Consider the following 21,802-nt stretch of genomic DNA (forward strand, 5'->3'; position numbering starts at 1 on the left):
GTTATACTTAAAAATACTATTTAAGAATGCCCATATAACCAGAAAACCACCCTATCAAGACGTGCACCTAACGAGGCTGGGACCAGGCAAGCTCGGCGGCAGGCATGGGGCGGCCGAACCAGTAGCCCTGGCCCAGCTCACATTGATGTTGCAACAGGAACTGCGCCTGCTCAGGCTGCTCGATGCCCTCGGCATGCACCTGCATGCCCATGCTGCGCGCCAGGGCGATGATCACCCGGACGATGGCGGCGTCGTCCTCGTCCAGCGGCAGGCCGGCAACGAATCCCTGGTCGATCTTGAGCTTCTGCACCGGCAACCGCTTGAGGCGCAGCAATGACGAATAGCCGGTACCAAAGTCGTCGATGGACAGGCGCAGGCCCAGTTCGCGCAAGCGATGCATCTGCTCCAGGGCTGCTTCCGGGTCCTCCATCACCGCGCTCTCCGTCACTTCCAGCTCCAGACGCGCCGGGTTCAGGCCGGTGTCGGCCAGAATCCGCGCCACTTGCTGATACAGGTCCTGATGGCCGAACAGGCGGCTGGAAACGTTCACCGCGATGAAGTCCAACGAGTGCCCTTGAGCCTGCCAGGCACACATTTGCTGGCAGGCACGGGTCATCACCCAGGCATCGATTTCAGCGATCAGGCCACTGCGCTCTGCAACAGGGATGAAATCACCGGGGGGCACGAGGCCACGCTCCGGGTGCATCCAGCGCACCAGTGCTTCCACACCGACCAACTGACGGCTGGCCAGGTCGTGTACTGGCTGGTAATAAACCCGCAATTCCTCCTGGGCCAGCGCGCGACGCAGCTCGGCGGTCATTTCCACCCGTTGCTGGGCGTGGGCGGTGAGCTCTTCGGTGTACAGCGCATAACCACCGCGGCCGTTACCCTTGGCCTTGAACAACGCCGAGTCAGCGTTGCGCAGCAACTGTTCGGGGCCGATGGCGTCACTGGGAAACAGGCTGATGCCGATGCTGGCGCTGATGAACAGGGTATGGCCGTCGACCAGGAATGGCTGCTTGAGGCTGTCGATGATCGCCTGAGCCAGGGTGGCCGCGTCAGCCACCTGGGGCGTATCCTCCAGCAACACGGCAAACTCGTCGCCGCCCATGCGCGCCAGGGTCATGCCGTTTTTCATCAGGCCTTGCAGGCGCGTGACCACCGCCTTGATCAACTGATCGCCTACCGCATGGCCGAGGCTGTCGTTGATGCTCTGGAAATGGTCAAGGTCCAGCAGCAACAGGGCACAGCCACGCTTGTTGGCCTGGGCCGCGGCCAGGGCCTGCTCGGCGCGGTCGTGGAACAGCAGGCGGTTGGGCAGCTCGGTGAGCGGGTCATGCTGGATCAAATGGGCACGCTCGCGCTCGGAGCGTTTGAGCGCGCTGATATCCGAGAACACCGCCACGTAGTGGCTGACGTGGCCAGCATCGTTTTGAATGGCGCGGATGGTCTGCCACTGCGGGTAGATCTCACCACTCTTGCGCCGGTTCCAGATCTCGCCGCTCCAGCGCCCGTCCTGATCGAGGCTGTGGAAAATCTGCCGGTAGAACGCCACGTCATGGCGGCCCGACTTGAACTTGCTGGGGTTGTGGCCCAGCACTTCATCCTCGTGGTAACCGGTGATGTCCATGAACGCCCGGTTGACGTGCACGATGTTGCCCAGGCGGTTAGTCACCAGAACACCTTCCAGGGTGCTGTCGAACACGGCCGCCGCCATGCGCAGCCGCTCGCGCTCGATACGTCCCTGGTCGCCCAGGCCGAAGCAGCGCAGCAGTCGGGCACGGGACAGGAAGATGAGCACGGCTGTGGCCAATACCCAGGCGTAACCATTGATCAGCTGCCAGCGCATGGCCTGAGCCGAATCATCGAAAAGGCTGCTCAATATTTGACCAACCGGCACTAGCCAGAGGAGCGAGGCCAGCAGGTAAAGCAAGGCGGCCCGCAAGGCGCCGCGAGAGGAACCAGGCATATGTTCGAACAAGCCCACTCGAAAAGTCGGACATTATAAAGCAGAAACATTCAGCGACTCTTATCTAAAACCCGCGCTGGTTTTATCGGCCAGCATGCCGATAATGCACTCTGATGTTACTTTTTATTAAACGAGGGCCCTGCAGCCTATGTGGTACAACGGTTTTCTTGACCTGTCAGCCTGGCAAATGGTGGCAGTCACCCTGTTGATGACCCATGTGACGATCGTCAGCGTCACCATCTACCTCCATCGCTACTCGTCCCACCGCTCGCTGGAACTGAATGCCGGGCTCAAGCACTTTTTCCGTTTCTGGCTGTGGCTGACCACGGCACAGAACACCCGCGAGTGGACCGCCATCCACCGCAAGCACCACGCCAAATGCGAAACCGCGGACGACCCGCACAGCCCGGTGGTCAAGGGCCTGGGAACCGTGCTCAGCCGCGGAGCCGAGCTGTACCGTGCCGAAGCGCAGAACGCTGAGACGCTGCGCATCTATGGCAAGAACTGCCCCGAAGACTGGATCGAGCGCAACCTGTACTCGCGCCACCGCCTGGCCGGCGTTTTCCTGATGCTGGCCATCGACCTGGCCTGCTTCGGCGCCATCGGCCTCACCGTGTGGGCCATCCAGATGATGTGGATCCCCTTCTGGGCGGCCGGCGTGGTCAACGGCCTGGGCCATGCCGTGGGCTACCGCAATTTCGAATGCCGTGACGCGGCCACCAACCTGGTGCCCTGGGGCATCATCATTGGCGGCGAAGAACTGCACAACAATCACCACACCTACCCCAACTCGGCCAAGCTGTCGGTGCGCAAGTGGGAATTCGACATGGGCTGGATGTGGATTCGCATCCTCTCGTTCATGCGCCTGGCCAAGGTGCAGCGGGTAGCTCCCATTGCTCACCGTGTAGAGGGCAAGGGCCACCTGGACATGGATACCGCCATGGCCATCCTCAACAACCGCTTCCAGATCATGGCTCAGTACCGCAAGCTGGTGATCGCGCCCCTGGTTACCCAGGAGCTGGCGCGGGTCGATGCCTCCGTGCGCCACCAGTTCCGCCGCGCCAAGCGTTTGCTGTCGCGGGAGACCAGCCTGCTGGACGACCGCCATCATGTGCGCATCCAGACCATGCTCGAACACAGCCAGGCCCTGAAGGTGATCTACGAGAAGCGCCTGGCGCTGCAGCAGATCTGGGCGCGTACCAGCTCCAACGGCCACGACATGCTGGCGGCCATGAAGGACTGGATTCACGAGGCCGAAGCCAGCGGTATCCAGTCACTGCGCGACTTCGCCGCCCAACTCAAGACCTACTCGCTGCGCCCCGCCCTGGCCTGACGCCGTCCATCGGCGCGCCCTTGCGAAGGGCGTGCCGACTGGAACTTCATTACAAAATATTAATCTCACGAATGGATCGCCAACGCGGGCGGGCCTGACGCACCCAGCTGCTCATGCCCGGCCTAACGTGACATTCGAGAATTCGTGATGATGGTCAACAAGCAACCGCAATCGCCACCTTTTGCCCAGATGCCGGCCGCCGCCGAAACGCTGCTGGCGCTGATGCATGCCCAGGGTGAAGTGGCGCGGTTGAGTGAACGTGAACAGCTGTTCAGTTCGTTGCTGGTCAGCGTCAACGCAGTGTTGTGGGCTTTTGACTGGGAAGCCCAGCGCATGATCTACGTAAGCCCCGCCTACGAGCGCATTTTCGGGCGCTCGGCCGGGCTGTTGCTGGCCGACTACAACGAGTGGCGCGACAGCATTTACCCCGATGACCTGGATTACGCCGAGCGCAGCCTTGCCGAGGTACTGGAAAAAGGAGCGGTGGAAGACCGCGAATATCGCATCATCAGGGCCGACGGCCAGATCCGCTGGCTCAGCGACAAGTGCTTTGTCAGCCAGCAAAGCAGCCCGGACCAGCGGGTGATCGTGGTCGGCATCGCCGAGGACATTACTGAAAAGAAGCACCTGGAAGGCGAACTGCAACGCCTTGCGACCATCGACGTACTGACCCAGAGCAGCAACCGTCGCCACTTTTTCGAATGCGCCCATCGGGAGTTCGAGCAGGCACGCCTCGCGGGCCTGGATATCTCATTCCTGTTGCTGGACATCGATGACTTCAAAGTGATCAATGACACCTATGGCCACCAGGAAGGTGACGTGGTGCTGCAGCGCATTGCCGAGACCGGCCGCGCGGTGTTGCGCCGGGGTGACCTGTTCGGCCGTATCGGCGGTGAAGAATTCGCCGCGGTCTTCCCGGGGTGCTCCCCCGAGGTGGCTCAACAGATCGCCGAGCGCCTGCAGCGCGAGATTCAGCGCTTGAGCTTCAACCATGACGGGCAGGTGTACGGCGTGACCGTCAGCCAGGGCCTGACGGGGCGCACCGACGAGGACGGGATCCTCGACAGCCTGTTCGCCCGCGCCGACGCGGCCATGTATCAGGCCAAGCGCCAGGGCAAGAACCAGATCGTGCTTGGCTGATATCCGAAAACCAAAACCATCGACTCAACTGCGCCGCAGGCGCGTGAGGTCCGCCAAATCCATCTTCAATAGCCGTGCCGTCTTGCCATTGGCAATCGGCTCCAGACTCGCCCCCGCCGGCAACCGCGCCAACTGCCCCGCCAGGTTCATGGCCAGCGTATCTCGGCTGTAGACACCGCCCCCAAGCTGATAAATGGCCGCGATCAACTCGCGCAGCTCCAGCGGCAAGCGCCAGCGAGTACGCAGGGCCGACCCAAACGCCGCGCCGAACTCCTTCAAGGCCTTGTCCACCTGCCCCGGCACCAGCACACCGCCAGCCAGCCGCCATTCCTGCAGGGCACGCAGCAACGCCAGGTCGCCCAGGCAATGCAGCAGGCCTGCGCAGTAACAGCGCTCCTGGTCCACGTCCAGGTTGCGCGCCAGGGTGCGGGCGTATTCGGCCGCATGCAGGGAGTCGCTCCAGAACCGTTCGGCGTACTGGGCCAGCTCCGGGTCCGACAACCGCGCGCTGCGCTTGAGCGCCAGCCCCAGGATCAGGTTCATGCTCTGGGTAGCACCCAGCTTCTGCAAGGCCTGCAGCAGCGTCTGCGCCGGGGCATCACGATGATGGGCGGCGCTGTTGGCGGCCGCGATCAGTACCGCGGTGATCTGCGGGTCGGTTCGAATCTCTTCTTCCAGCTGGCGCAAGTTCAGGCCTTGAGCGTTCAAGGCGCGCTTGACCGCCACCTGCACGTCGGCCATCAGCGGGCCGCCATCGGAATACTGGCGGCGCTCCTCGAGAAAAGCCTCAAGCTGCACACCGGCGGTCAACGCTGGAACTTCGCAGAACACTTGCTGCCCCACTGCCAGCAACAGGCCGTGCAGGCGCTCCTTGAGCGATTCCAGGTTCAATGGCTTGGTCAGGTAGGCGGTGGGGGTCAACGGCACTGCTTCGCGCACGCTGGCCGCGTCACTGCGCTCGCTGATCAGAATGAAGGGCGTAGCCCGGCGCTGGCTCTTGTGCCGCACAGTGCGCAGCAGGTCCAGGCCATCGACGCCGGGCAATTCGCGGGCGGCAATCACCAGGTCAGGCTGGCGCTGCAGCAATTGCAAAGCGTCCTGGCCATCGGTACAGACGTCGAGGTGCGCGTCACAGCGCACACTCAACAACATTTGCGTCAGCAGGTCCCGGGTCCAGGGGTCTGCTTCGGCAATCAATACCCGGGGTACTGCCGGGCTATCCTGCGCACTCATTGGCTGTTACTCCGAAGGCATTGCCTACAGGTTATCCAGACATTACGGGCAGCGCCTTGGTTCAGGCAAAAAAATATGCCCTGCATCACACTCTGCCGCAGCCCCCCAGACAAAAAAACCCGCCGAGGCGGGTTTTTTGTTCAGCGAAAACGCTTACGCCAGTTCGGCGAAGCACGCTTCGATGATGGCCAGGCCCTTGTCCAGCTGCTCGTCCGGCGAGGTCAGCGGAACCAGGATGCGCAGCACGTTGCCGTAGGTACCGCACGACAGCAGGATCAGGCCCTTGTCGCGAGCCTTGGCAACCACCGAAGCCACGGCAGCGGCGTTCGGCTTGTGGTTGTCGGCGCCTTCGAACACTTCAACCGCGATCATGGCGCCCAGGGCACGCACGTCACCGATGATCGGGTGCTTGGCCTGGATCTCGCGCAGGCCAGCCACCAGGCGCTCGCCCACGGCCTTGCTGCGGTCCAGCAGGTGCTCTTCCTCGAACACTTCCATCACGGCCAGGGCCGCGGCGCAGGCGATCGGGCTACCGGCGTAGGTGCCGCCCAGGCCACCTGGAGCGATGGCGTCCATGTACTCGGCCTTGCCGCACACACCGGCCAGCGGGAAACCGCCAGCGATGGATTTGGCGAAGGTGGTCAGGTCCGGCGCGACGCCCATCTGTTCCATGGCGAAGAAGGTACCGGTACGGCCGGCGCCCGTCTGCACTTCGTCAGCGATCAGCAGAATGCCGTGCTGGTCGCACAGGGCGCGCAGGCGCTTCATGAATTCTTTTGGCGCGACGTAGAAACCGCCTTCACCCTGAACCGGCTCGATGATGATGGCAGCGATGTCACGCGGCTCGGCATCGTTCTTGAACACGCGCTCGATGCTGGCGATGGAATCGTCGATGCTCACGCCGTGCAGTTCGTTCGGGTACAGGGCGCGGAACACGCCGCCTGGCATCAGGCCCATGCCGGCCGAGTACGGAACGACCTTGCCGGTCAGGCCCAGGGTCATCATGGTGCGGCCGTGGTAGGCGCCAGTGAAGGCGATCACGCCGGCACGGCCAGTGGCGGCACGGGCGATCTTCACGGCGTTTTCAACGGCTTCGGAACCGGTGGTGACCAGCAGGGTTTTCTTGTCGAAGTCGCCTGGTACACGAGCGTTGATTTTCTCGCACACTTCAACGTATGGCTCGTAGGCCAGCACCTGGAAGCAGGTGTGAGTCAGCTTGTGCAATTGAGCTTCGACGGCGGCGATGACCTTCGGGTGCACGTGGCCAGTGTTCAGTACCGCGATACCGCCGGCGAAGTCGATGAACTCGCGACCTTCGACGTCGGTAACGGTAGCGTTCTTCGCCGAGTCGGCGAAGATCGGGTGAATTTGACCAACGCCACGTGGGACGGCTGCCTGGCGGCGTTGCATCAAGGATTCGTTAGTCTTGCTCATGTTTTCCTCATTCGCCGCTCATCGGGCGGCGTGGTTCAAGGACAAAGCAGCAGGGGTCAACGGTGGCAGCATACGATGATCGACTGCCACGGCCTCCCGGCTACCGAAAGGGTTTTGGTGCTACAAAAGACCGCCGCAACGTCGCTCTCGCGCTGCGGCGGTTGCAATACCGCTGCCCGGTCAGATGGACAGGCAGAGGTATTTGATTTCCAGGTAGTCTTCGATGCCGTACTTGGAGCCTTCACGGCCCAGGCCCGACGCCTTGATGCCACCGAACGGCGCCACTTCGTTGGAGATCAGGCCGGTGTTGATACCCACCATGCCGTACTCCAGCGCTTCAGCCACGCGGAACACCCGGCTCAGGTCGCGGGCGTAGAAGTACGACGCCAGGCCGAACTCGGTGTCGTTGGACATGGCGATCACTTCGGCTTCATCGGTGAAGCGGAACAGCGGCGCCAGTGGGCCGAAGGTTTCTTCCTTGGCCACGGCAGCGTTCTTCGGCACGTTGACCAGTACGGTCGGCTCGAAGAAGTTGCCTTCCATCGCGTTGCCGCCGGTCAGCACGGTAGCGCCTTTGCTCAGGGCATCGGCGATGTGTTCCTTGACCTTGGCCACGGCCTTTTCGTCGATCAGCGGGCCGGTGGTGGTGCCCTCTTCCAGACCGTTGCCGATCTTCAGCTTGTTCACCGCGGCTTTGAGCTTCTCGGCGAAGGCGTCGTAGACGCCGTCCTGCACGTAGATGCGGTTGGCGCAGACGCAGGTCTGGCCGTTGTTGCGGTACTTGGAGATGATCGCGCCTTCGACAGCCTTGTCCAGGTCAGCGTCATCGAACACGATGAAGGGAGCGTTGCCACCCAGCTCCAGGGACACTTTCTTGATGTCCTTGGCGCATTCGGACATCAGCTGACGGCCGATCTCGGTGGAACCCGTGAAGGACAGTTTGCGCACGATCGGGTTGCCGGTCAGCTCGCTGCCGATGTCGCCGGCGCTACCGGTAACCACGCTGAAAACGCCTTGCGGGATGCCGGCGCGCTCGGCCAGTTCGGCCAGGGCCAGGGCGGAGTACGGGGTCTGCGAAGCAGGCTTGAGCACCATGGTGCAGCCAGCGGCCAGGGCCGGGCCGGCTTTACGGGTGATCATCGCCGCCGGGAAGTTCCACGGGGTAATGGCCGCGGTCACGCCGATTGGCTGCTTGATCACGATCAGGCGCTTGTCCGGCTGGTGGCCCGGGATGGTGTCGCCGTACACGCGCTTGGCTTCTTCAGCGAACCACTCGATGAAGGAAGCAGCGTAGGCGATTTCGCCCTTGGCTTCGGCCAATGGCTTGCCCTGCTCCAGGGTCATCAGGCGGGCCAGGTCGTCCTGGTTCTCGATCATCAGCTCGAACCAGCGGCGCAGCTTGCCCGAACGCTCTTTGGCGGTCAGGGCGCGCCAGGCTGGCAGGGCCTTGTCGGCGGCTTCGATGGCACGGCGGGTTTCAGCGGCGCCCATCTTTGGCACGGTACCCAGGGTTTCACCCGTGGCCGGGTTGGTGACCTTGATGGTCTGGCCGTTGTCCGCGTCAGCCCATACACCGTTGAGGTAGGCTTTCTGGCGGAACAACTGAGCGTCTTTAAGCTGCATGTCGGCTTCCTTAACAGCACCGTGCGCGCACGGGGCGATTGTTGATTATTGGAAAGGCGTTCCGTGTGGAACTGCCGTCAGGAAATCATACGCCGGGCAAAACACCAAATGCGCACAGGATATTACCCGTGCGAGCGCAGCACCGGACTGGGGAGCGTTTGAAATCTCAAACGAATCCTAGGAGCAATGGGGGTAAAGGACAATAGCCTGTTCGGAAAAAAGAACAAAATTACCCCCAACGGCAGGGTTTTCTGACTGGCGTAGCGGTTGGACCGCAAACTGTGCGGAATCGTCCACACATCACCGCAATAGACGACCACCGCCTAGATGGGTATGATGGCGCCCGCGTTGCACTTGTAGCTCAGCTGGATAGAGTACTGCCCTCCGAAGGCAGGGGTCGTGGGTTCGAATCCCGCCAAGTGCGCCATATAAAAGAAAAGCCCCGAGGTTTGCGCCTCGGGGCTTTTTGCGTTTTAGCCGCTGCGGCCATCTGGGCATCGGCGGTGTGGTCGGGCCGTTTGTGGGACCGGGCGAAGCTCGGGAAGCGAACAACTCGGTTACCCGCCGGGCCTCTTCCCGAGCTTCGCCCGGTCCCACAATGCGTGCGGTAACTACTGCCTACGCAATGATTTGAATCCCGAACACCACACGGCAAGGCTGGTGGTGCCTGTTGCAAGCACAGCGAAAAGCGGTGCGCGCAAGGGGTAGTCCGGTAGCAGGTAAGCCAGGATCAGCGCCCCCGCCAACACGGCCAACGCGTACTTCACTCGCCTGGACGGCAGCACAGCGACCACCAGGTTGATCGCCACCAGCACATGGAAAATCAGCTGCGATGCCATGCCTATGTCGATGCCCCGTGTGATCACGCCACCCCAGTGCCGATACAGGCTGAAGCTGTATGTCCACAGCAGCACGTAGGCCACCATCGCACCGCTGTGGCAGGCCAGGTTTAGCACCAGCGGCATATCAGACCTTCCTGCGCCGAACTCGCCAGGCAATCAGCCCTGCACAACCAAGCACCAGCACGGCAATCACCGCGTAGCGATACGGATGCGCCCACGACCGCGCATCCCGCCAGGCGTGCACGTACGGGAAGCGCGCGGCCGCATCGAAGTCCGGCTCCACGCACTGATGGCCGAAATCCTCGGCGAAGGCCACGGCTGCGCCCTCTTTGACGTAACGCAGGTACACCTTCTCCGCCCGCTCCTGATCGTTCTGCACGAAGTGCGTGGCCTGGCACAGCACCGCCGCAAACGCCTGAGAGCGTTCAGGCACGTTGTCCGCCGCTTTCAGGGCATGCTCCACGGCCACGTAGCGATAGTGGAAACGCTGTGGCTGCGGCTCGGTGGCGGCATAGCGCTGACGCTCACCGTCGGTGACCAGCGGGCCTGGCAAGTCGGAGACGGCGCGCTGCTCGGCGGTATCGCGTGGCAGCGGCTTGCCGTCGGCGCCGTTGCGAGGATAGCTGTAGCGGCCGGCGCCATAGGTGTATGCGCCGCCGAATTCAGCGAAGTCCGGGGCCTGTTCGTAGCCCATGATCTCCATGCCGTGCTGCCGCGCCAGCGTGGCGGCCGCATACCAGGCGCGGGCGCGGGTGGTGTCGCGCCAGGCGTGCTGGGCATCGTCCAGCGCGGCGCCGTAGGCCTTGGCCCAGCCACGAGCGGTAGCGGTCACCAGGTAAGGCTTTTCGGTTGTCTGGTCATAGCTGGTGTCCACGTTGCGCGGGTCGCTGTCCTCGGGGAAGTAAGGCAGCGCTTGCTGTATACGCCCTTCCCGCACCAGGCGGCGAGCCAACAGTGAACGCAAGCGGTCACCCTGGGTAAAGCGAGGGTAGGCGTTCTGCGTACTCCACGCAGAAAATTCCTGCGGGCTGAAATCCTTGAAACCGGCAGGCGTTGCCGGAACAGCGGAAGCGGGCACATGCTGATCGACGTAAGCCTTGAGCTCGTCGACCGTCAGCACGCGCTCGGCCACGTAGGCCATGTCGCCGTAGTAATCACCGCCGCTGTACTCGCTGCCACCGGCCGCGATCTGCGCCGCCACGTAGAACTGATCCAGCGCCTGCACGTAGTCGCCACGCGACAGGGTCAGCACGCCCTGCTCGCCCTTGATCTGCGCACCCACCACCGGCTCGACGCTGTTATCCAGCGTGGGGAACGACTGGGACGCCTGCGCGTAGGCCTGCGCGGCGGCGGGTGTATTGCCCTGGCGCAGGGCCAGCTTGGCCCGTACCCAACCGGCCAAGGCGCTGGACTGCTTGTCGACCAGGGCCTGGGCCATGCTGTAGTCACCCACGCGGTACGCCAGCGCGGCCAGGCGGTCGGCGCCTTGCACGTGCTGTATCTCTTTTTTGCGGATCGCCTCGACCAGCGTCTTCAGCACAGCATTGCTGGTGTAGTCGGCGGGGGTGTCGGCGTTTTCACCCAGCACATCACTGGCTCGCCCGATGGCGTAGGCCACCAGCAGCCGTTGGCTCAGCGGATCATCGATCACCGACGCGGCAGTATCGCCGTCGCTGAGCAGCCACTCGGCGAGGATGCGTAACGACTGCAGGCCGATGTCCGAGCCACGCGCGGCCTGCTCGGCATACAGCGCAATGGCACGCTGCAGGTTGGCGGGGGTGATGCCGTTGGGGCACTCAGTGCCATTGGTAAAGTCGGTGTAGTCGCAGCGTTGCTGGCCATTTACCAGGTACAGGCGGGCTTCTTCACCGTAACTGCTGACGGCCAGGCCCCAAGGGTCGGAAGCCCCGGCCAGTGCCAGGGTGCGAGCCTGGTTGAAGGCCTGCGCTGCGGCACTTTGCTCGCCACGCTCGGCATGCAACCGGCCCAATGCGTACGCCGCCCAAACCGAACGGGCCGCGCCCTGTTCGGCAGGCAGGTCCAGCACCGCCTGGAAACGCTGGGCGGCCAGGGCCTGGGATTCATCCACGCACCCTTGCGCCTCTGTCGTACAGCGTTGCGCCGCCTTCAGATCCACCGCACCGGTGGTGTACAGCCGCAAGGCAGGCGGCAGCGCGCTGCCCAAGGCATAAGCCGCGGCGTCGCTGTCGGCTTGACGCATGGCTTGCAGGGCAGTCCATTGGGCCGCGGGCAGCGAAGCCTGATCAGGCTTGTCGGGGGTCACTGGTTCGCCATAAGGGTTGTTGTCGCGCTCATAGGCCTTGAGCGCGTCCGCAGGTGTAATCCAATGCGTTGCCTCGAAGGCGAACGAATTGCCGGGCGGCGACGCCAATGCCTGCGCACGATCATCCAGCACCTGCAGCGGAAAGAACGGCCCGCAGGCCATCACCGCCACGGTGCCGGTCGACAGGGCGACGGCGATGACCGTCGCCAGTTTTTTACGATTCCACATGCAGCGATTCCTTTCCTTGTTCACAACGAAGCCAACCGATGGGGCGCTGCTTGCCAGGCCGAAGCAGCCCGGGTTCGCGCGCCTGGAACAACAAGCCATCGGCCGTGCGCTCCATGAAATAACCATTGATACCGTCTGCCGCCGCGCAGCGCCCGGACACCTTGACGGCGGCAGGGGGCAAGCCATCACCTACGCCGGTATTGGTGAGCACCAGGTCGAACAACTGCGCGTCACCGGTGCCACGCAATTGCGCGGAGATGACCGGATCGATGGGCGAGTTCGTCAATACCGCGCGCCACGTCGACGGGCTCCAGGCGCGGGTGTCCTGCTCGGTGGGCAGGCGAAACCAGACAATGCCCGCCAACCCTTTGGGCGGATCGGCTGACAGCTGGCGGGTGAAATCCTGAAGGTTTTGCGGGTCGGCCATCAGTTCGTGGGATTCCATCCCGGTGACCAGCATCGAGCGCTCGCTTTCGATGCTGACCACGCGACCGTCGCGGTCCCAGGCCACACGGCTGCCATAGGCAGGCAGCGCGACGCGCCAGGGGTTGTGCATATGGGCGGCGAATGCGTCGAGCCAGGTGCGGGCGGCCTTGGGGTCGAACAGCCCTACCCGGGGGTTCTGTACGGCGTGGACTTGCAGCACGGCTTCGTCAACCTGGCCCAGCAGGCTGTCTAGCGCAGCGCTGTTGAGCCAGGTGGGCAAGGCGGTGATCGACAGATGTTCGTTGCCGTGCAGCGTGGCGCGCAGGCTGGCCAGCCAGTGAGCGTAGGCTGGGAGCCGGGCGGTGGCGCAGTCATGGTCGATTTCTATCCCGGCCAACGGGACGCCGCTGGCGCGCCATGTCTGCAGGGTACCCTCGACTTGTTGCAGCAGGACCTTCTCATCGAACTTGGCGAGCTGGCCGTCGATGCGTATGACGGCGATGATCGGTTTGCCGCTGGCCTTCAGTGCAGCCCAGTCCGGCGCCGTGGTTTGCCACTGCCCGTTGGCATCGGCCTGCGCGGCCAGCACGCGCCAGTGGCTGATGATGTCGCTGTTGGACTGCACGGCGGCTACCAGCGCGGGCGTCCACTGGCGTTGCCAGATATAGGCGTCGTTGGGCAGCACCACGGGTGGGCGTGAGCAGCCTTGGGCGATGGTCAGCAGCAGCGTGGCCAGGGCAAGGCGGACGAGGGATAGGGGCATGATGGGGAGAGGCGAATTCCGTGTCGCGGGGTGGGGAGTTTACCCCATGGGCCGTGTGCACGGTCAGCCCTGTAGCCGCTGCCGACAGGCTGCGCTGGCCCCCATGTGCGCTGGAGATATGCAGTGAGGCACAGGGCCAGCGCAGCCTTCGGCAGCGGCTGCGGGTTCGCTGCCAGGCAGGGTACCGATGCATCGTTCTTCACGCCGCTGGACAGCAGCCGGTCAATGGAGGCTTGCGCGGCGGTATCTCCTGCCTTCATCGCCGCCCGGTAGCACGCCAAAGCGCGTGGCGGGTTCTTCGCAATCAGGTCGCCCGCCCCGAGTGCCTCGGCTAAATCGTGAAGCCCTCTCGCGCTTCCGGACATTGCCGCCGCTTCCAGCACACCCTGGGCTTTCTGCGGCGCAACGCATGCACCTTCACGCGGCGTATCGCCCCCATCGCAGTAGAAAGTGGCCAACGCCAATGTCGCATCCGGGATGGTCTTGGCCGCCGCCTTGAAAAGCCGCTCCGTCTCGGCATAGCCCGGATACGCCGCCATGCCCGAAAGCCCGAGGCCTGCGGCACCATAACTTGACTCCGGGTCCCCGGATGCGGCTGCGCAGACAAGGTAATCCATGGACGCCTGAAAAAACTCGGCCGTCAGTGGATAACGTTCCGGGCCGCCCAATTGACCGTACAAGTCTGCTCTGCCCGCACAACGCTGCTCGACAGGGGACATGCCTGGTCTGTCGGGCAGGGTTAGTTGGGCATCGCGGACGGACCAGTCTTCAATGCCTGACAGCAGCCAGCAGGTGTTGCTGTGCTGGAACGTGTAGATCTTGATGTTGCCCAGCCCGCCCCGTTTGTCGGTGTAGGTGGCTGAGTTGCCGTCCGGGCTGATGACGACTGACGTCACGGATGGCTCGGCGGCAGGCATCAGGGGGTAATGCAGGGCGCGGGAGTCCACCAGCGGCTGGTAGGGAAGCAGGGGGCCGGAGGGGGATTTGAGTAGGGTGAGTTTGCGGATGTAGTGTTGGTGGTAGTTGGATTGGAGGGTTGTGTTGGTGGAGAAGGCGGTTAAGAATTGATTAAAATCGTTAGAGGGACACTGACTAACTGGCTGATCGGCATACCCAAAGCTTGGCAGCAAAAGCATCAGCCATACGAAACACAGCACACACCAGCGCTTTACAACCCTAGAAAAAATCATGCCTCGCATTCCGGATCAAATACATTAAGAAACTTTCAACTCTCGAAATGAAAACCCTTTGACATTCATCGACTCCACATCATCCTTAAATTTTTGCGAGACCACTACCACCTTTGGCGACTCCGCCACCCTGAATATATCACAAGTAACATCATCCATATCGCGCAACACCAAATCATAGACAACATAACCATCAGGCCACTCATCATACTTAGAGCGCTGCCTATCAAAAATCCCTACCAACGAAGTATCAATGAATATTGCAACATGACTTTTTACCGGACTATTTATACGTACCTGTGGAAACTTCTTCAAGTAATCCAACCCATCATAGACCTTCCGAGAAAAAACAATAACAGGACGAAAATACGTAAAAACATCAGATGCAGATTTCCCTCTCTTGTGCTCGGTATTGTAAACCAGATCGTAGACCCCGGCCTCCTCATCTACAGTAGCCTCACCATACGCAAGGGCGACAGAGAATTCATAAAGTCCAAGAGAGCTCGGAGAATCCAAAAGCGATTTAAACTTGTCATCCTGCACCAGCACGTAAAATTTTCTCATCAAAACCTCAATTAAACAGGTCGGACCATTTCGCATTTCTGCCGCTGGAGAGCAGCTGTTCTCGGATACCGGCGAGTGCTTTCAACACAGCTTGTTTGCCCCCGGCCCTATCTGCGGCAATGATAATATCATTGACAGCGGTCACATAAGAATTGGGGTGCCTTCCGTTATGCAATATACCCGGCACACTACTATCCATATTGTGTCGATTCGGAAGAAACACACCATTCTCCGCACCATCGACATCAATACCATGATTCCTCAATATCCTCCTGGCTGGATCCGCCATCTTTGAAGTATCACCTACCAAATGGTGCGCAGCGGTATTCCGCGGCCTAGAAACACCACTTTCCACCATCTTATTGCCTAACTTAATAGAGCACAGCCCAGCGGGATCAACCCAAGTTACAGGATTGTTGGCGTACTGATATAAGTTCTCCCCTCCCACCAACCCAATCGGATCCGGCGAAACAAACCGCCCCACATCCGGATCATAAAACCGAAACGTGTTGTAGTGCAGCCCCGTCTCCCGGTCCAGGTACTGCCCCTGAAACCGCAGGTTCTGCTCTTCAATGTAGTACGGCTCCCGCACCTCCTCGACCGTGTTGCCCCACACCTGATACTTGGCCCGCCACACGGTATGGCCGTCCGTTTCGGTCAGTTGTTCAGGCAGCCCGTTCAGGTCGTTGTGGTAATAGCGAATCCGCGCCTCAGGCCCAATGCCGTCGACCCGCGCCAGCGGGTCGTAGCTGCCTTCGCTGGAGTAGAGATAGAGGCTGCTGTGGCCTTGGCGATGCTCCTGCAGCAGCCGCAATCCATCCCAATCAAACCGCGTCTCGCCCAGCGGAAAGCCCTTGGCGTCATGCTCGCTTTTGCCAATCCGCCGACCCAACGGGTCGTACGTCATGCGCAGCACTGTCTCGCGGTGCCCATCCTGGGTCCGAATCTCTTTGATGCGATGCTCAGCGTCATAGCTGAACCGCTGCACCACATGGCTGCCCTTGCGCTTCTCGATCAGCCGGCCAAAGCCATCGTAGCGGTAGCGTTTGTCCTGATAGGTCAGCAGTTTGTTGTGCACCACCAGTCCTGCGCCCACGCCCGGGCCGTCGAGCAGGTTGGCGGCCGCGTCGTAGGCGAAGGTTTCGGTGCGGGCGCCGGATTGGGCGGCCATGATTCGGCCGGTGGCGTCGTAGTGCAGCAGGTCCTGGCGGCGCTCATCGTTTTGCTGATCGAAGCGGCCGATCAGGTTGTCGCTGGGGTCATATTCGTATCGCTTCTGTACCGGTGCCGGCAGCACGGCCGGCAAGCTGCTTACCCGGCGTTTGCGGCTGAGCAAACGGCCGCTGCGGTCGTAGTCGCTGCGGGTATTGAGTTGGCCTTGGGTGCGCAGTACTTCGCGGTGCAGCCGGTCGCGCTCGAAGTCGCTGATCACGCGGCCGTCGAGGTTGAGTTGGTGCAGGTGGCCGCTGCCGTAGTACAGACGGTTCAGCCAGCGGCCGTCCGGCAATTGGGTCTGGATCAGGTTGCCGAGTTCGTCGTAGTGGTGCTGCAAGGTGCCAGCGGCACTGGTGTCTTGCAGTAATTGGCCGAGGGCATCGTAGGCGAAGCTCAAAGTCTGTTCGCTGCCGTCCCAGCCAGTGAAACCAATCTCGGTGAGCTGGCCGACAGGATCGTAGGTGTAGGCAGTACGGCCATCGTCGGTCAGCTTGGCTCGCAACTGGCCGATGGCGTCGCGCTCCAGCCAATGCAGGATCGGTGCGCCATCCTCTACCACAGCCAAGCCGGTGCCATGGGGCGCCGGGCGGTATTGCACGGCAATCACGCTGTTCATCGCATCGTAGCCGTAGCGCCGGGCGCTGCCGTCCAGGTCCTGCTGTTCGATCAAGCGGTCACCAGCGTCCCAGGTGAAGCGGTAGCTCTCGCCGTTTTCATTGGTCAGCGCCTGCAGGCGGCCATAAGCGTCGTAGCTGAATTGCACCCGGCGATTGAGGGGATCAAGGCGCTGGCGTACCTGACCTCGGCTGTCTCGCTGGTAACGGGTGGTGTGGCCTGCAGGGTCGGTGTAGGCGAGCAACTGGCCGCTGGCATCACGCAGAAATTGTTCGCTGCGCCCGTCAGGCAATTCGCTGCGGATGAGGCGACCCAAGGCATCGTGGTGGTACAGGGAGCTTTCGCCCAAGGCGTCGGTGACGGCTTCCAGATGCCCACGCCTATCGTAGGAAAACTCCGTGGGGTAGCCCGAGCAGTCCACGTGCTGGACGATCTGCCCGGCATCGTTCCAGCGTAGCTTCTTGGACTTGCCGGTTGCATCGATGATTTCCACCACCTGCCCATGACCATCATGGCGGTAGCAGGTGGCATGGCCCAAGGGGTCGATTTCTTCGATCAGGTTGCCGCGTGGGTCGTAACGGTAGCGCCAGCTGTTGCCCGCAGCGTCCGTTTCGGCCAGCGGCAACGACCAGATGTCCAGCCACGCGGTGCTCTGGGTTTGGCCCAGGGCATCGGTGGAAACGGCAAGGTTGCCGGATTCGTCATAGGCGAAGGTCCACTGCCCGCCCTTGGGGTCGACGGCGCCCAGCAGTTGGCGTTCGTCGTTCCAGTCGAAGTGCCATGCCTGCCCGAGGTTGTCCGTGGAACGAATGATCTGGAACTGCGGGTTCCACTGCCGTGTGCTGCGGCGGCCCAGCCCATCGGTGATGACGGTCAGGCCCAGGTCCAGGTCGTAGTCGAACTGGTAGTGCTCACCGTCATCGGTCCAGCTGCGCGTCACACGCCAGTCGCCGTCGGCGAAATACGCCCATTCGTAGAAGCTGCGCAAGCCGGTGGGCAGCTGGTGCTCGACCATGCGCCGGCCGCCATCGTAGGTGAAGTGGCGTACCTGACGGTTCTCGGCATCGATGACTGCGGCCAGGTCGCCAGCGTGATCGTAACGGTACGATGCCAAACGCTCGCGGCTGTGGTCTGGCCAGACGCGATCCACGGCCGCCACGCGGCGCGGCCACTGCGCGTCGTAGAGCACCTCGGCCTGCACCACTTCACGATCATCGTGGATACGCGCCAATCGGCCAAGGTCGTCGTAGGTCAGGTACAGGCGGTTGTCGTTACGGTCGCCCAGTTGCGAAAGTCGCAGTAAGGAAGGGCTGACGGGCTCGAACAAACGATACAGGCCATCCACGCTTTCGATCAGCAATTGGCCGTTTATATGCCGGCGTACGCTCAGGCCCTCGCCCGCGCTGAACACCGCGCTGCCAAGGGAGATCGAGCCCATCTCGATGCGCCGGCCCTGCTCATCGGTGTAGACCAACTGATCGCCACCCTCGGGGTGCGCCAGCACTTCGACTTGCACCTCGAACTCGACGCTCCAGCCTGCGCCAAACAGGCCGTCCTGGCGCAAGTCGGCACTGCTGTAGAACCGTCGCCATGCCAACGGCATGATGCCGGGCAAGACGAAATCGGTATCGTCATCGCCGGTGAGCACTTTGGCGCCCGTGGCCGCATGCACCGGATGGGGCGAGCCGATGATGGCGTTGGCCGCCGCGCCGATGGCCTGATCGACGACAAACCCGCGCACCATCCCCAGGGCCATGCACGGCAGGCGGCTGAAGAACTTGCCCTTGCCGCCGCGCAATGCAAGCAACACGCTGATCGCCAGGCCGACGCCGGGCGTTTTGCCGCTGCGGATGTCGCGCACCACTACCGCCCCACCACCGATGCGCACGTTGGACGAAATCAGGCCGCTGCTGACGACCGTGGCTTCGCAGGTGCTGCGATCGCCACTGCGCACCGCCGGCTGCCCATTGATGCTGACCTTGCTCGAACCTTCGGCGAGGAACTGCGGCGCACCGGGTGGGTGTTTGGTGCAGATGACCATGTCGTCCGGACAGGGCACGGCCAGGGGCGAAGCCATGGCAACCGTGGGCTGCCACAGTTGTGAGAAAAAGCCCTTGGCCATGTCCAGGAAGCTGCCTTCCTCGGGCTCGGGCTGGGCGATATCGGTACCAGCGGCCTGCGCCGGGGTGCCCAGTTTCCCGGCGGCGCGGGCAGCAGGCTGGCCATTGATGAAGACATTGCCGGAGCCGGTGAGGATGTTGGCCGCAACCACTGGCGGAAACAGGGCATTGGCAATGCCATCGCAGACAGTCGTCAGCCCCTTGTCCAGCCCCGTGGCGCTCATGCCCATGCCCACGGCCACGCCCATGACCGCGCCGAACACGCAGGCACCCAGGCCGCCGGTGGCAACTGTGATACCGGTGGCGGCCACGACCGCAGCCGTCGCCAACGCACCGATGGCTGCGTAGGCCGCCACCTCCAGCACCCCACCGAGGATGTCCGCCATCATCGACGAATGCATCAGGGCGTCGCCCTGGCGAGCGGCCCACAAGGCGTCAGACATGATCAGGAGGTCGGCTGAAGAACGAGCGTCTGCTTGATCGCCGCCCAGTGCGCCGCCTCTGCATCGCCAAGGGGCTGCGGCTTCACATAGCTGAGTGCGAGCATCTGGCGGGTACCGGGCAGCACCAGCGCCAACTGGTACTGAAATACCTTTTCAGCGCCTTTGCTGAATTGGCTTTGCAGTTCGAAGGCCGGCACATCCCCCGCCTGACCTACCTGCACCGCCATTGGAGCCTGAAAGCGCAGGTCCTGGATTTGTTGCTGCATGCGCTGAAGTTGGCCTTCGAAGTTGCTTTGCAGGGTTTCACCTTCGGCCAGCACGCTGCGGCTGATGATCAGCGAAGTGCCCAGGGCGGCAAACTTGAGGATGTTGATGGAGGCGTCCTGCACTTCAGCATCGGGCAGCTGAAATTGCAGTTCGTGGGTACGGTAAGTCATGAGCCACTGCCTTGGGGCTTGGGAAACATGGCGGCTACGTTGCTGTCGATGCTGCCCTTGACGCCTTGGCCGTCCGGGGTAGCACCGGCTTCGCCGCCGATATTGAGGTTGAGGTTGCCGCCGGTGTTGAACTGCGCGTCCTTGCTGGCGAAGAAATTAATGGCTTTGCCGGTCAGGTTGATCTGGCCGCTGGCGTTGAGTTCGAGCACGCTTTCACCGCACACCAGGCGCAGGTTTTCACCCACCTCGATGAGGTAGCTGACACTGATACTGTCTTTCTTGGTGGCGCCCACCATCAGCACGTCGTTGTCCTTCACGGCGCGCACACGGTTTTCGCCAATGGTCGCGACCTCGCTGAAGTCGACCGTCTTGGTGCGGTTATGCCCCACCCAATGGGTCTCGTCGTTCTCCACCTCAATGTCCTGATTACGCTCGGCATGAATGAACAACTGCTCGGCGCCCTTCTTGTCTTCCATGCGGATTTCATTGAAGTTGGCCGGCGTGCCGCCCTTGCTGGAACGGCTCTTGGTGCCGCTCTGGGTGGCGTTCGCAGGCAGGTCGTAAGGCACCGGCTGCTCGGCGTTGTACACCCGCCCGGTGATGATCGGTCGGTCGGGGTCGCCTTCCAGAAAGCTGACGATCACTTCCTGGCCGATACGGGGAATCTGCATCGACCCCCAATTCTTGCCGGCCCAGGCCTGGGACACGCGAATCCAGCAGGAGCTGTTTTCGTTGGACTGGTCGTGCCGGTCCCAATGGAAGTGCACCTTCACCCGGCCGTATTGGTCGGTCCAGATTTCCTCGTTGGCAGGGCCCACCACCACGGCCGTTTGCGGGCCGCGCACGATAGGCCGGTGGGTCAGTGCCAGCGGCCGGAAACTTTGCTGGGCATCAATGCAGCTCAGGTGGCTTTCGAACTGCAATTGGCTGGCGCCCTGCCCGCTTTCCAGGTCTTCCTGGGTGATGAAGTAGCGGTTGGCGACGATCAGGTACTCACGGTTCTGGTCCTGGCGCGCGAAATTGCTCAGGCTGAACAGATGCCCTGCGCCGAGGCCGCGGGCGTTGCCGGTCAATTCCACGCGTTCGTGCAGGCTTTGCAGGGCCTCTACACGGGTGCGCGAGTAGTGCTCGCCGTGCTGGCTCTGCACGTAGGCGCCTGGGTAGTCATACAGCGGGTAGTCGGCGTAGTCGTGCGGCCGCGGCACTTCGGCACGCACGTCGATGCGCGCGCTGGGGCGCTGGAAGTCGTAGTCGTTGAGCTCCACCGAGCCGGACTGCACCTCTTGCGCCAGGCGCCAGTCGAACAAATGGTCGCGCTCACGCTGCTGGCCGTCACGGGGGTAGAACGGCACCGTCGCATAACCCGGGGCGCTGACGTGAGCGCCATAAGCGTCGGCCAGCACCAGTACGTGGCGGTCTTTCTCGTGGCGGAAGTAGTAGTAGATACCTTCCTTTTCCAGCAGTCGGCTGACGAAGTCGAAACTGGTTTCCCGGTACTGCACGCAGTATTCCCACTCGCGATAGGCGAGGGTCAGCAAGTCTTCGAAATCCGAGAAACCCAGGTCGCGGAATACCTGCTTGACGATCTGCGGCACGGTCATGTGCTGAAAAATCCGGCAGTCCGAGGTGCGCGTCAACAGCCACAGCCAGGGTCGCAGGGTCACCTGGTAGCTGGCGAACTGGCCCCGGCCATTGTTCTGGCTGCAGCGTGCTGCCACACCATGAAAATAGCGAGTGCTGCCGTCATCCAGCTGCAGGCCCAGTGACATGGGTTTGCCCAACAGCAAGTTGAGGTCGATATCCGGGTCCTGAGAGGTCAGTTGCAGATCGTAGGCGTACAGCCGCCCCAGCTCCTCCACGCCCCCCATGTCCTTGAGCAACAGGACATTGTCGGCGAGGGGGCTGTAGACCTGAACCAGGCGTGAGCTTTGGCTGAAGAACAT

The 21,802-nt window shown here is 62.3% G+C and carries 14 protein-coding genes and 1 tRNA gene; 3 read left to right on the forward strand and 12 right to left on the reverse strand.

Going from position 1 to position 21,802, the window contains the following annotated elements; genetic code table 11:
- Window positions 1-67: 67 nt before the first annotated feature.
- On the reverse strand, window positions 68-1,969 hold the full coding sequence (gene dibA / locus QBK88_RS24435) for a phosphodiesterase DibA (protein WP_277964034.1): 1,902 nt from the start codon (window positions 1,967-1,969) through the stop codon (window positions 68-70).
- Window positions 1,970-2,117: 148 nt separating this feature from the next.
- On the opposite strand from dibA, the gene desA reads away from it, so the two are divergent.
- Entirely contained in the window at window positions 2,118-3,302 is a 1,185-nt protein-coding gene (desA, locus tag QBK88_RS24440) for a delta-9 fatty acid desaturase DesA (protein WP_277964035.1), read from the forward strand.
- Window positions 3,303-3,452: 150 nt separating this feature from the next.
- On the forward strand, window positions 3,453-4,442 hold the full coding sequence (locus QBK88_RS24445; RefSeq protein WP_268151248.1) for a GGDEF domain-containing protein: 990 nt from the start codon (window positions 3,453-3,455) through the stop codon (window positions 4,440-4,442).
- A 24-nt stretch (window positions 4,443-4,466) separates the two neighbouring features.
- On the opposite strand, the gene QBK88_RS24450 is transcribed toward QBK88_RS24445, so the two are convergent.
- The 3 genes from QBK88_RS24450 to gabD form a co-directional block, all read right to left on the reverse strand.
- Entirely contained in the window at window positions 4,467-5,675 is a 1,209-nt protein-coding gene (locus tag QBK88_RS24450) for a response regulator (RefSeq protein WP_277964036.1), read from the reverse strand.
- Between the two features lie 153 nt (window positions 5,676-5,828).
- Window positions 5,829-7,109 (reverse strand): 4-aminobutyrate--2-oxoglutarate transaminase, encoded by a 1,281-nt coding sequence (gabT, locus tag QBK88_RS24455; RefSeq protein WP_277964037.1) that lies wholly within the window; start codon window positions 7,107-7,109, stop codon window positions 5,829-5,831.
- Window positions 7,110-7,289: 180 nt separating this feature from the next.
- Window positions 7,290-8,732, reverse strand: a complete 1,443-nt coding sequence (gene gabD / locus QBK88_RS24460) for an NADP-dependent succinate-semialdehyde dehydrogenase (RefSeq protein ID WP_158154145.1) — start codon at window positions 8,730-8,732, stop codon at window positions 7,290-7,292.
- Window positions 8,733-9,082: 350 nt separating this feature from the next.
- Between gabD and QBK88_RS24465 the strand changes: the two genes are divergently transcribed.
- Window positions 9,083-9,159, forward strand: a tRNA-Arg gene (locus tag QBK88_RS24465).
- A 184-nt stretch (window positions 9,160-9,343) separates the two neighbouring features.
- On the opposite strand, the gene QBK88_RS24470 is transcribed toward QBK88_RS24465, so the two are convergent.
- Genes QBK88_RS24470 through QBK88_RS24505 form a run of 8 tightly spaced genes read right to left on the reverse strand, consistent with a single transcriptional unit; the run spans window position 9,344 to window position 21,802 of the window.
- Complete coding sequence (locus tag QBK88_RS24470) at window positions 9,344-9,697, reverse strand: hypothetical protein (RefSeq protein ID WP_277964038.1); 354 nt, start codon at window positions 9,695-9,697, stop codon at window positions 9,344-9,346.
- Window position 9,698: 1 nt separating this feature from the next.
- Window positions 9,699-12,086 (reverse strand): hypothetical protein, encoded by a 2,388-nt coding sequence (locus QBK88_RS24475; protein WP_277964039.1) that lies wholly within the window; start codon window positions 12,084-12,086, stop codon window positions 9,699-9,701.
- The gene (locus QBK88_RS24480; protein WP_277964040.1) at window positions 12,073-13,275 is read right to left on the reverse strand and encodes a DUF3142 domain-containing protein; all 1,203 of its coding nucleotides are present in this window, start codon (window positions 13,273-13,275) and stop codon (window positions 12,073-12,075) included. Before QBK88_RS24480 ends, QBK88_RS24475 begins: the two co-directional genes overlap by 14 nt.
- Window positions 13,230-14,465 carry a sel1 repeat family protein gene (locus QBK88_RS24485; protein ID WP_277964041.1) on the reverse strand — a complete coding sequence of 412 codons (1,236 nt, stop codon included), beginning with the start codon at window positions 14,463-14,465 and terminating at the stop codon, window positions 13,230-13,232. Before QBK88_RS24485 ends, QBK88_RS24480 begins: the two co-directional genes overlap by 46 nt.
- Before the next feature lie 24 nt (window positions 14,466-14,489).
- Entirely contained in the window at window positions 14,490-15,029 is a 540-nt protein-coding gene (locus QBK88_RS24490; RefSeq protein ID WP_277964042.1) for an imm11 family protein, read from the reverse strand.
- Between the two features lie 7 nt (window positions 15,030-15,036).
- Window positions 15,037-19,422, reverse strand: a complete 4,386-nt coding sequence (locus QBK88_RS24495; protein WP_277964043.1) for an RHS repeat-associated core domain-containing protein — start codon at window positions 19,420-19,422, stop codon at window positions 15,037-15,039.
- A gap of 2 nt (window positions 19,423-19,424) precedes the next feature.
- Window positions 19,425-19,859: a DcrB-related protein gene (locus QBK88_RS24500; protein WP_277964044.1), complete on the reverse strand. Its 435-nt coding sequence runs from the start codon at window positions 19,857-19,859 to the stop codon at window positions 19,425-19,427.
- The gene (locus QBK88_RS24505; RefSeq protein WP_277964045.1) at window positions 19,856-21,802 is read right to left on the reverse strand and encodes a type VI secretion system Vgr family protein; all 1,947 of its coding nucleotides are present in this window, start codon (window positions 21,800-21,802) and stop codon (window positions 19,856-19,858) included. The genes QBK88_RS24500 and QBK88_RS24505 overlap by 4 nt, the downstream gene beginning before the upstream one ends.

Origin of the sequence: Pseudomonas sp. RIT-To-2, from assembly GCF_029623465.1 — a bacterium.
Classification (GTDB): Bacteria; Pseudomonadota; Gammaproteobacteria; order Pseudomonadales; family Pseudomonadaceae; genus Aquipseudomonas; species Aquipseudomonas silvicola.